The following is a 12,344-nucleotide window of genomic DNA, read 5'->3' as shown; positions in this document are numbered from 1 at the left end:
ACTATACTAACGCTTTCTCTAAAATTTCTATTGTACCCTTATTGGCATCTATTCTAGCTCTAACTCCAACGGGCAGCAAGAACTGATCATTGATATGTCCAATTACCGCACCAGAATAGGATGGTATATTCAATGGCTTTATAAAATCCCTTAGGATCTGGTCAAGATTTAAGGAACCATAACCACCTGAGGGAGAACAATCGGTACATTTGCCAAAAACAAATCCTTTGATTTGCGAAAGAATACCAGCATTCATCAACTGGCAGAACATACGGTCCACCTTTTCTGGAGACTCGTTGATTTCTTCCAGAAACAAGATGCTGTCCTTGAAATCTGGCAAAAATTCAGATCCACAAAGGCCTGAAATCAAGGTTAAATTGCCCCCTAATAACTTTCCTTCTGCAACTCCTGGATTAATGGTCGTTATTCTATCTTTATATTGAATGATATCATCTCCTTTTTTCGCAGGGTTGCTATAGCTTACCAATTTGTTATCCACGAATTGGTCGGTAAAGGTCTTCGCGACAAAGTTACTCCATGTACTCGTCCCTACAGGGCCATGGAAGGTAACCATGCCAATTTTGGCTTGGAAAGCCATAATCAACGCCGTAATATCACTGTAGCCCAATAAGGCTTTAGGATTCTTAGCGACCATATCATAATCTATACGTTTCAACAACCGGGAAGCACCAGCTCCCCCACGGATACATAAAATGCCTGCGACGGATTTATCCGCAAACATATTATGCAGGTCCTCCAATCGTTGATCATCCGTACCAGCTAAATTGCCATAACGTTCGCGGATATATTTCCCTTCTTTTACATTGAAACCAAAATATTCGAGAACCTCTCTTGTCTGGGTGATGGAATCTTCCCCAGTAACGGCACTCGCAGGGGCAATGATACCAATAGTGTCTCCGGCTTTTAAGACCTTCCCTTTTAGCAAAGGCTGGACCTGATTAGCTACGGCCATGGCCTCTGATTTTCCAAACAAAGGAATGGCGGCTAAACCTATCCCCAATGATTTAATAAATGAACGTTTATCCATAGGTTAACGATTGAAAAGTAAACGATGTCCTGAACCTACCTCTTGAATCTTGCCATCTGTATAGGCCAATAATCCAGAAACAAGCGTATGTTCAATGGTAGATGTAAATGTATGGTTTTCGAAAGGAGACCATCCACATTTGGATAAAATATTCTCCTTAGTTACCGTATATGGTTTGTTTAAGTCAACCAAAACTAAATCTGCCCAATATCCTTCACGGATATAGCCTCGCTGTTCAATTTGGAACAAAATCGCTGTATTATGGGCCGTTTTCTGTACCATTTGCTCCAAGGTCATCTTTCCTTCTTTTACCAGATCCAATAGCGCCTGTAAGGCATGCTGTACCAATGGGCCACCAGATGGTGCCTGTAAATAGGATTGAGATTTTTCCTCAAAAGTATGAGGAGCATGGTCTGTTGCAATAACATCAATATGTCCATCCAATACGGCCTCAAGAATAGCATCACGATCGGCTGCAGTTTTGACTGCGGGATTCCATTTTATGAAATTGCCCTTTGTTTTGTAATCAGCATCAGAAAACCAAAGATGGTGGATACAGGCTTCTGCAGTAATCCGTTTTTGCTCCAAAGGGATATTGTTTTCAAATAATGCTGTTTCCTTAGCTGTTGAAATATGCAGGATATGAAGTCTGGTATTATTCTTTTTCGCTAATTCCACAGCCTTGGATGATGAAAGATAACAAGCTTCGGCAGAACGGATTAAGGGATGCATTTCAATGCTGACATCTTCGCCATATTGCTCTTTGAACTTGGCCAAGTTCGCTTGAATGGTAGCCTCATCCTCACAATGTGTCGCTATTAAGGTTGGCGCTTGGCTGAAGATGGCTTCCAATGCTTTTTCATTGTCAACCAACATGTTCCCCGTGGAAGATCCCATAAAAACCTTGATACCACAGACGTCTCTTGGATTAGTTTTCAGGACTTCATCCAAATTATCATTTGCAGCCCCCATAAAGAAGGAATAGTTCGCCAGCGAATTGTCCTGCGCTATATCATATTTATCCTGAAGTAACTTTTGGGTCAAGGTATTGGGAACGGTATTTGGCATCTCCATAAAGGATGTTGTACCACCAGCTACCGCTGCTCTACTTTCTGTAAAGATATTCGCTTTATGGGTCAGACCCGGTTCACGAAAGTGAACTTGATCATCGATCAATCCTGGAAAAAGATGTAATCCTTCAGCGTTTATGGTTTGGTCGGCATTGGTTTCAATCGTGTCGGCTATTTTTTCTATTCTGCCATTTTTAATAAAAAGATCCTGCACCTTAATGCTGCCTTCATTCACAACATGGGCATTCTTTATCAATATTGTAGACATGTAATTTATCTTTAAAGGTTATGCTAAGCAAATATACTAATTTCAAGGAGCCTACAGGAGTATAAGCACGATTTAAAAGCTGTTTTTACTGTCGTTTTCTGGGGAATTTCCACGGTCAAATGTCCCCAGCGGAACATAGAATTGCTCCAACTCTTCCTTTCGGTTTATCTTTCGACAACCACCATTCTCCAAAAGCAGCAACTCGGTCGCAATATCTAATACGTTCATATAATCATGGTCAGAAATCAATAAACCTTTGATTTTGGATTTTTCAACCAATACCTCCTGGATTTTCTCCTTCAGAATGGGCGATATGCCAGAAAATGGCTCATCCAATAAAATAAATGTTGCTTTCTGTTCGATTAATAGCATGATTTCTAAATAGCGCAACTCTCCTCCTGCCAAGTCCGCAATCTTATTGTTCAGGATAGGCATGATCAACTCATCGCTTTCAACTTTCGCCCGGCTCTCTTTATCGGATAGCATAAATTCAATGGCTTTCTTTACTCGAAAGGAAGTGGGCAAAAAGCTATCTTGGGGAAGATAACAAACTTCCCTGGTCGGGAAAGCCTGACTCACTTTATGACCATTTACCCTGATATATGCATTGTGGGCTCGCAAGGATCCAAAAATAATTTTCATGAGAGTTGATTTCCCAGTCCCATTGCGACCTAGTAGTCCGATAATATCGCCTACTTTCAATCCCAGATAGCCCCCAGTCAGCAACTGATTGTTATCAGTATAACTGAACTGCACCGAGTCCACAAATAATTCTTTATCCTTTGTATCCATAATGCATGATGATAATGAGGAGGAAGGAAATCAAAAGATTGGCAAGGAAGGTATATACGACCAAATGCTTGCGGGATAATCCCAGATTAAAAAACAGGTATTTGGTATTGCCTTCAAAAAATCGAACCAATGCCGCCGAGGCTAAGTAGCCAACGGTCATAAACACAAAGGGAAAGTAGCCAAAATATTGAATGCTCATTGCAAGACTCAACACCAGGTTGATGAATAGAATTGGCTTATAAAATTGCCAGAGGTGTTTCAGTTCAATTGGCATAATTAAATCTACTAAGAAATTAACCAAGTCCAAAATAAATAATCTATTAATCAACAGCTTGTTGAAAGTAATTTTTGCATAAACTAAAAACTTTGGCTCTAAAAGTTATTTATTAACCTAATCCTAATGAGCAAAATTTAATTTTACAGGATGAATCAACCTGAATAAATCTGAAGGAAAACTAGGCCTTATTCGAGACATATTCGGGGCAAGTTCCAAAAGTTTCGAACTGGATAGAATTATTCTCGAATATGTCTCGAATGATTCTCGAATCAGGTCAAAATAAAAACCATAAAATAGGATGATAATTTCTAAAAAAATCAACCAATAAAGAAAGGGCTACCCAAATGGGCAGCACTTTCTCCAATAAATGATTTCCTTATTCCATGCTAGGATTGAACTCCCCACCCCAGTCTTTATTTTGCAGCACCTTAGGGTTTCTGTCAATAATAGATTGTTGGATTGGGAAGAAATAATACGTATCAGGTACTTCACTAACCTTAACTCCATTTTTCGGAACTTGAAGAATGCTGTACTTGAAATTAGCTTCCTTCAACTGATAAGTTTTGGCCAAGGTATTAGCCTGTTTGATATCCATTTCAGCTCCATTTGCTTCGATAGCGATGGCTTCTACACCAAATTTGGTTCCTTTATCTAAGGTATTCAATTTCCGGCTTCTTCTCAGATCCCAGAAACGGTGTCCTTCGAAACAAAGTTCAATGTTTCTTTCTGCCAAGATAGCTTCGCGCATTTGATCGCGGTTAGTCGCAGTGATACCGTATTTTCCATCGGTACCAGCCTCGATTCCGGCACGTTTCCTCAATTGGCTCAACATATCCTGTGCTGTACCTAGATCACCGGTTTCGTTAGCAGTTTCTGCATAGTTCAACATCACTTCCGCCAGACGCATCAATACAAAATCTACATCGTATTGGGTTTCCACTTCCGTTTGTTTTAGGGACAGTTTACTGTTCTTTAAGATAAAGAATCCACTGTAACGGTCTTGATTTGTTGAGTTGATACCTGCAGCAGGATTGATACCAAAGTTGTCAAGGGCATCAGCAATACCTAGGGAGGTATATTGGCGTTTGCCAGCTTTTCCAGAAACTTCATACACCTTGCCGTTCCAAACAATGGATTTTTCAAATCTTGGATCTCTATTCATCCAATAGGATTGCAAGAAATCATCATCCGATTTAAAGTATTTGCCGGTAGGATCTGAATAGAGCTTACCATCTTTCATCGGGAATTCTTTTACAAAATCCCAGGTTGGAACCGACCCGGCAGGGCCACGGCTTTCTGAACCTGGACGCACACCATAATCCCAAGCAGCAACCTTATTAGGATAGGTATTGATTACTGCGAATACGACCTCTGGACCTTTTTCTTGCAGGGTGATGTTTGCATAATCAGTTGTCAGGGCATAATTGTTTTTGATCAATTGGTCATAAGCCGCTTTATTGGCTGCATTTGCTTCTTTCCAATATGCATTATTATACGGATTGGAAGGGTTGAATTGAGGGGAAGCTTTGTAAAGCAATACTTTTGCTTTAAAGGCCGCAGCAAAGTTACCATCAATTCTACCATAGTTTGATGATGATTTTTCGATCGTTTGAGGAAGCAATTTAATGGCTTCATCTAAATCTTTCACCAAAAGCTCGAAAGACTCTTTTGTGGAGTTTCTCGGCGAATTTAAATCATCTGTCGCTTGGTCCTGCGGTACGGTTATGTAAGGAATACCGCCATAAAGCCTGACCATATCAAAGTAAACAAATGCCCTTAAGAAATAAGCTTCACCCAAGGTGCTGTTTTTCACCTCTTGACTCAAGCTGCTGCTTTCCTGAACTTTTTGGATTGCGGTATTGATCTTACGGATATTGGTATAGTCCCATGTTTTGAAACCGCCTGCAGTCGGCGATATGGTATTCAATTGGAAAGGAACACCCACCAATTGTTCACTATATACATCTGCACCGGCACTCCAATTACCAAAAACGGTATAAAGGTTTGCCATGTATGCGTTTACTAAATTCGGGTCTTTCCATACCTTTTCTTCATCTAAGGATTGGAGATCTTCGATATCCAACACATTCTTACAGGAAGTAAAAATGGTTGATAGTCCTAGTGCTACTAATAATATTTTTTTCATGATTCAGTTCCGGTTAAAATTTAATGTCCAAGCCAAAGGTGAATGTTTTCATTAATGGATATGAGTCATAATTCAATTGTTCAGGATCATGAAACTCGGTCATTGGTGAGAAAACAAAAAGGTTAGTACCATTGAAGAACAAATTGATACTGTTCATTTTGATTTTTTCAGTGAAGCTCGTTGGCAATTGGTAAGCAACATTGAGGTCTTTCAATCTGAAGAAGGCTCCGCTACGCATCCAGAAGCTAGAAGGGTTCGTGCCCGACTCTGCCCAGTTATAACCGATAGGTCTAGGATACTGTGCATTTGGATTTTCTGGAGTCCATACATCATCTGCCCAAATCGGGTAATAGGGACGGAAAGTTCCACCATGTTGACGCATACCGCCACCCTCTTGATTGGAGATCATACGGTCGTAATTAAACACCCCTTGGAACAGGGCATTGATGGAAATTCCTTTCCATGAAGCGTTCAAACCTAATCCATAATCCCATCTTGGAGAATTGTTGGTCGACAATAAGGTAACGTCATTTCCATCGATCTTTCCATCTGGGGTATCAGAATAACCCTGTCCACGGATATCTTCATATAAGATCATTCCTAAATAAGGATCCCTCCCATAAGTTTTGAATCCCTTGGCCAATAAATCATCCAATTGGGCTTGCGTACGCACCAACCCTAATGAATTTAATCCATAGATTACGTTGTTAGGTCTACCGATCCTGGATCTGAAATGTTCAAGTCCGCCTTCTGCATAAGCAGCAGGTTCATCGAAAATATCCCATTGATCAACGGCATATCCTAAATTTCCAGAAATGCCATAAGCAACCTCGCCTATTCTGTCATTCCAGTTTACAGAAACCTCACCACCTTTATAGCTTCTCGCAGCATAGTTTTCAGGCGCCAAGGCGCGACCATAAGTATCCGGCAACAATACGGTTCTAGGACCTAAGATATTAGTTTCAGCACGTTTGAAGACCTCAATGGAACCATTCAATTTGTTGTTGATGAATCCGTAATCCAAACCTAAGTTGTAGCTTTCTGACCTTGTCCAGGTAATGTTGGGGTTAGGGGTTGAGCCATAAGTCAAACCATTGTAGTATCGATCACCGAATATAAAACCAGTGGTCGTTGCATATTTCTCAGCAAAAGAGAATGGATTGATTGCATTTCCATTCACATCCAAATAGTTACCGGTAGCACCATAAGCAAATCGAAGTTTCAAGTCGGAGAATTTATCCTTGATTCCAGCGAAGAACTCTTCTTCAGAAATTCTCCATGCTGCAGAAATCGAAGGGAAGAAACCGAATCTTTTTTGCTCAGGAAACAAAGCCGCTCCGTCATAACGGAAAGAAGCTTCAGCTAAGTATTTACTACCATAAGCATAGTTGAAACGACCAATAATGGATTGCCTTGCATCAATTCCTTCCAGACCATTGGTATACCTAAAATTGCGGTCAGTTGGGTAGACATGCATTTGATCCAGTGCAGTGATTGGGCTTTGTGCAGTGGAGGTGATATTGGTGTATCCTTTTTCACCTTGTTCAAATACCAAAGTCGCACCTACATCATGCTTTCCAAAAGTCTGCATATAATTGATGAAGAAGTTCATCTGGTATTCCCATTTACGTTGGGTATAATAATCCATAAATGGATTTTGCTGACTGAAGGTGAAGACGTTTATCCTATCTTCCGAAGGTGGCGCAGGGATAAAAGGGTTTCCATCTGGATCCAAAGAAGTGAAAGTATAGTTCTTTTGGAAACTCATATAGCGCTTACGCAGATAATCTTCAGCGATATAGCTACCAACAAATTTCGTTGATAGACCAGGAACCAGTTTATCCAGTTTCAGGTTCAAGGAAAGAATTGGGTTGATCTGCCTCACCTTACGATCGATATAACGATCGCCGATCACCTGATCGATTACGTTCCAAGCCTGCCAGCTACCCATTGGCGTCTGTACCGGATATTCCGTTGGTTCATTACTAGGTGTACCATCTTGGGTCAAATAGAAGGGATACATTTTTGGCCAGTTGAAAGTTACGCGATAAAAATCGGAAACATCAAAATCATCATCATTTGATGAGGTACTGAAAGGCCAATAGAAACGATTGGAGTTCTGCTGGTTTGCAGAAATATTCATATCGATACTGAAGGCATCGGTAATATTCGCTGAAACATTGGACCTTAAATTGAATTTCTGGTGGTCTACCGATTTATAGGAACCATTTTCATTTCTAAAGCTCAGCAAATTGTAATAGGTAATTTTATCACTACCTCCAGAAACGGAAATTGACTGCCTATGGCTGACAGGATTTCTCCAGATCACATCGTTTACACTATAACTTTTATCCTTGAAGTAAGCAAATTCCTCCTCACCATTGGGGATTGGTAAACCTTGAAATTCGGCAACCCTATTTTGATAGGTTAATTCATCTGTAGCGGTAGTTAAATCGGCCAGCGGTGTCATCGTCGGGTTACTGATGGCCACATTGCTTTGGATATTGAATTCAGGCTTTTTAACCGTTCCTTTTTTTGTGGTGACAATTACAACACCATTACCCGCACGGGTACCATAAACCGCAGCTGCACCAGCATCCTTTAAGAAAGACATCTGATCCACCTCATTGGCCTCTAGAGCGTCGAATGCGGCTTTATCGCGTACAATTCCATCAATAACGAACAAAGGTTCAGCAAAACTACCTCTAAATCTGATTTTGGAGGTAGCTCCCGAAAGGCCAGATGTTCCAGTTACCTTAACACCAGGTGCACGACCGGCGATGGCATTGGAAAGGTTGGAAGGAGAGACATTTTTTAGTGCATCACCATTTACGGTGGAGATTGCCGAAGTAATATTAGCACGTTTTTGGGTACCGTATCCCACTACCACTACCTCATCAATATTAGCATTATCAGGTGCTAGGGAAATATTGATATTTTGGGCATTTGATACCGTAACTTCTTGGGTCAGATAACCTAGGTTTCGGATAATAATGATGTCACCATTATTGGCAGTGATCGAAAATTCTCCCTTGGCATCGGTACTAGTTGCTCTTGTTGTCCCTTTAACGAGCACTGTAGCACCTACAATAGGGTTCCCCGCATCATCTTTAACAGATCCTGAAATACTTTGTTGCCGAACAGCAACAGCTGAATGGGCAAAATTTCCTTTTTCGGCGAAGACTTCCGGTGAGCTCATCAATAAGCACATCGCAAGCAACGACAAGGATTTTGCCCCAAAAAAAACACGATTTTTTTGAGTCATTATAGTAATAATTGAGAATAAAAAGATTGCCTAAAAGGCTTTAATAAAGGTTCTGTTTGTAATAGGTGTTCGGAGTTAGGATAGCTTATTTCACGTTCATAATTTAATAGTTTTTTTTTTTGGGAGAAAAATAGGAGAATCCAACCTAAATACAAAATCATTTTTTCAGGCAACCAATTTAAATTTGAAATATATTCCCCTAAGAAAATAATAGCAATTTTCAAGGTTTAAAATATCAAAATAATTAAAATATAAACATTAATTAAGCTTAATAAATGTTTTTCAATAAGCAATTGTAACAAGTTAAAATTATAACCAATATCCTTCCAGCAAATTATTCCATTTTCTTAAATGTGGGCAAGTCTTTCCACCATTTCATCAAAGCCTTGCTATATTTTTTCACGAGATGTTTTCTTTCATCAGCAAGATTTACACTTTCGTTGGGATCGGATTTGAGGTTGTACAGTTCGGGGTCACTACCATCTTGATTCATCATAAATTTCCATTCCTGATCTCGGATTGCCAGAGCTGGGCTACGGTTTATTTTCTTGGGGAAGCTGAATACGGTTGAATCATTCCTTCCATATTCCCAGATGAGCGGTTTGTTTCGGGTAATGGGATTTCCAAGGATTGCACCGCTGAGATCTTGACCATCAAGCCTCTTGGTATTCTTCAGCGGAGCTTCTGCCAACTTAGCTAAGCTTGGGAGCAAATCAAGTGCGGAAATAATGGTCTGATCATCTACCTTTCCGGCTTTAATCCTTGCTGGCCACCTCATCAACAAGGGCATCCGGATTCCGCCTTCATATAAGGAGAGTTTACTACCTCGCAGCCCTGCTGAACGGTCCTGTCTGAAATTAGGCAATGGGCCATTATCGCTGATAAAAATGACCAAGGTATTTTCATCCAGCCCCATTTCTTTCAAGCCTTCCATTAATCTTCCTATTTCTCGATCATATTCTTTGAGGACAAACTTAAAGCTTCTCTCCTCCTGGGGTTTCCAATCAAACTTTCCGGTTTCATCATCACCTGCAATCCAAGGAGTATGCACATCGTCTGTCCAAATATTGATAAAGCAGGGTTTATCTCGATTCTTTTGCAAGAAATCAAGGGTTTTGTCCACAAAGTATTTTGTCCGGTTCCATCTTTTCACACTGTCCTGGTCCGACCATATCCAATCCGTTGCGGTGATTGCTGGGTCGGGATCGGGGCTTTCATAAGTTCCTGCCCAAGCATCAAAACCGTATTGATTGAAGTTAGGCGCGTCGGTCACGTCACGACCACCTCCGAGATGCCATTTACCAAAATGTGCTGTCTTATAGCCCTCAGCTTTTAGCATATCGGCCATGGTCAGCATATCAGGGTCAAGAAAGTCTACCTGTTCTTTTTTCCTGTTGTCTTCACGGGTATTCAGAAAGGTTGTAAAATGGAGTTTCGCAGGACGCTGACCGGTCAGTAGGCCTGCACGGGATGGGGAGCAAATTGGAGAAGCACTGTAATAATTGTTGAATCGAATCCCTTCTTTACCCAATTTATCGAGATTTGGCGTTTCATATCGCTCATGGTAGGACCTTAAATCGCCTATTCCAAGATCATCTGCAAGGATCAAGATAATATTGGGTTGTTTATTGTTTTGAGCAATGCTATACTGGACAAACAAGGACAGTAAAACAAAAATAGCAGGTTTTAAGGCGTTCTTCATGACATTAGGGTAAGTATCCTGGATAAACATTTACCCAATTAACGACACAAAGCCCAAAAAGTTTGAAAAAGAACGCCTTGACCTGCTAACACTCAATTAACCGAAGTTGGTAAATACAGGTACATGAATACATAGTACATGGCCCAGCCCATGAAAACGATTATGATGATCCATACCCACCAAGGAATCCCCTGAGGAGTTTCACTTCCATCAATCATAAAGGTTTCGGAATTTCCTTTCCCATAGGCGTTGATCATGATGGGCACCAAGTCATCGATCACGGCGTTTTCTTTGATTCCGGTAATTTCGATCGCTGGACCGTTTCGGACTTCAAAAGGAATAATCCTTACCCCTTCTTTTCCTCCAGGGTCTTGGCTGACAATTCGAAGTTGGTGTTTTCCGTCGACTAGTTTGCGAGTATCCAGTTCAAAATTAACAGGACTATATGTTTCAGCTATTGGGATCTTTTCATCGTCGATGAAAATAAATATTTTACTTCTTTGGCTCATAGTTATCAGAATTTAGAATAAACCTTTTGATATGGTCAGACTGTTTTTCCCCTGGTTTGATGATCATTTTCAAGAACATTCCCAAAGCGATCAATGAAATCAGGATGATGGCGATGACCATGATGTATTCGAGGTTACTTTTTGGAGCTGTACCATGTACCCAGCCTCTTAAAATTTTAGGTTGGTTTCTTTCACATACCGGGCAAGCCATCAAAAAGGTAATCCAAGTACTAAAAAGCAGTGTCAATTGAAATTTTTTCATGATTATTTGGATTGAGTCTTTACAAAATCTACGATTTGCTTGATATCTTCAGGTTTTACTTTTTCACCATTATTACCCCAACTGGTCCTTTCATAATTGATAATGGCGGCTACTTCTTTTTCAGTAAACCCAGCATTTACTCCTACCGCTGCCATCACACCATAATCAGGTCTGCTATCATAACCGTTCATAATGATATCGATATAAAGCTCCAGATCATCGCCAGTTACGACAGGACTGCCCTTTAAGGGAGGAAAAGCTCCTGGTAGCCCATTGCCATCAGCTTGGTGGCATGCTTGACAATGTGCTACATATAGGGCCTCGCCGTCCAATTCTTCTTCGGCTGTTCCTTGGCCAGCGGCGGCCTGAGCTTTTCTTTTATATAGAAACTCTGGAACATCAGCTTCCAGTTTAACTTGTTTCAAGGACTGTAAATAGGCTATCAATTGCATAGCCTCTTTACTTGCTACGACTTTCTTCCCATTACTGGGTGCAAAGTCTTCGGGAATATTGACCACAACATCTTCCTTGTCTGGTATGGATTTATATTCAAACAGGAAGGGATAAGCGGGCATAATGGATTCCTTGACCACTATACGAGGGTTATAAAGGTGGACCAAATTCCATTCTTTGCTGGGTTGGCGATTACCAACATCAGTCAGGTCGGGTCCAGTTCGTTCTGTTCCCATCAATGTTGCGGTATTCCTCCAAACATCCAGTCTTTCATTATGTGCATAATCAGCTGCTACACTTGGTCGCTGACCAAAAACCTTATCCATATCTACATTTCTGACCTGTTGAGTATGGCAAGCCACACAGCCGTTGGCAATAAATATAGACTTGCCAGCAGCAGCATCTGGTGAGAGCGGTTCGGATTGAGGTAGAGGTGCATTTATCAACTGGTTGTTCAATGCGGGAAGAATGGCAACAAAAATCGTCAATACAATAAAGAAGATTGCTGCAGTAATAAATAGTTTCTTATGATCGTCGAAAAACTCCATGATC

Annotated in this window: 10 protein-coding genes; all 10 read right to left on the bottom strand. The window is 40.7% G+C overall.

Annotated features, from left to right (window positions below; all coding sequences use genetic code 11):
- Position 1 precedes the first annotated feature (1 nt).
- Positions 2-1,048, bottom strand: coding sequence for an LD-carboxypeptidase (locus NLF99_RS17120; RefSeq protein WP_254529730.1), 1,047 nt, complete (start codon positions 1,046-1,048; stop codon positions 2-4).
- A 3-nt stretch (positions 1,049-1,051) separates the two neighbouring features.
- Positions 1,052-2,386, bottom strand: a complete 1,335-nt coding sequence (locus NLF99_RS17115; protein ID WP_254529728.1) for a dihydroorotase — start codon at positions 2,384-2,386, stop codon at positions 1,052-1,054.
- A 72-nt stretch (positions 2,387-2,458) separates the two neighbouring features.
- Complete coding sequence (locus NLF99_RS17110) at positions 2,459-3,178, bottom strand: ATP-binding cassette domain-containing protein (RefSeq protein WP_185210586.1); 720 nt, start codon at positions 3,176-3,178, stop codon at positions 2,459-2,461.
- A complete protein-coding gene (locus tag NLF99_RS17105; RefSeq protein ID WP_185210587.1) occupies positions 3,162-3,452 on the bottom strand; it encodes a hypothetical protein in 291 nt (96 codons plus the stop codon). Before NLF99_RS17105 ends, NLF99_RS17110 begins: the two co-directional genes overlap by 17 nt.
- 379 nt (positions 3,453-3,831) lie before the next feature.
- Positions 3,832-5,601, bottom strand: coding sequence for a RagB/SusD family nutrient uptake outer membrane protein (locus NLF99_RS17100; RefSeq protein ID WP_254529726.1), 1,770 nt, complete (start codon positions 5,599-5,601; stop codon positions 3,832-3,834).
- Between the two features lie 13 nt (positions 5,602-5,614).
- Positions 5,615-8,866: a TonB-dependent receptor gene (locus NLF99_RS17095; RefSeq protein ID WP_254529724.1), complete on the bottom strand. Its 3,252-nt coding sequence runs from the start codon at positions 8,864-8,866 to the stop codon at positions 5,615-5,617.
- A 334-nt stretch (positions 8,867-9,200) separates the two neighbouring features.
- Positions 9,201-10,568: a sulfatase gene (locus NLF99_RS17090; protein ID WP_254529721.1), complete on the bottom strand. Its 1,368-nt coding sequence runs from the start codon at positions 10,566-10,568 to the stop codon at positions 9,201-9,203.
- A gap of 92 nt (positions 10,569-10,660) precedes the next feature.
- Positions 10,661-11,077, bottom strand: a complete 417-nt coding sequence (locus tag NLF99_RS17085; protein WP_185210594.1) for a cytochrome C — start codon at positions 11,075-11,077, stop codon at positions 10,661-10,663.
- The gene (locus NLF99_RS17080) at positions 11,061-11,339 is read right to left on the bottom strand and encodes a hypothetical protein (protein WP_254529719.1); all 279 of its coding nucleotides are present in this window, start codon (positions 11,337-11,339) and stop codon (positions 11,061-11,063) included. The genes NLF99_RS17085 and NLF99_RS17080 overlap by 17 nt, the downstream gene beginning before the upstream one ends.
- Before the next feature lie 2 nt (positions 11,340-11,341).
- A complete protein-coding gene (locus tag NLF99_RS17075) occupies positions 11,342-12,340 on the bottom strand; it encodes a cbb3-type cytochrome c oxidase subunit II (RefSeq protein ID WP_254529717.1) in 999 nt (332 codons plus the stop codon).
- Positions 12,341-12,344 lie beyond the last annotated feature (4 nt).

It is taken from the genome of Sphingobacterium sp. LZ11T8, assembly GCF_024261425.1.
In the GTDB taxonomy this organism is placed as follows: domain Bacteria; phylum Bacteroidota; class Bacteroidia; order Sphingobacteriales; family Sphingobacteriaceae; genus Sphingobacterium.
The sequence above is the reverse complement of the archived record's forward strand: the minus strand, read 5'-3'. Positions and strand labels throughout refer to the sequence as shown.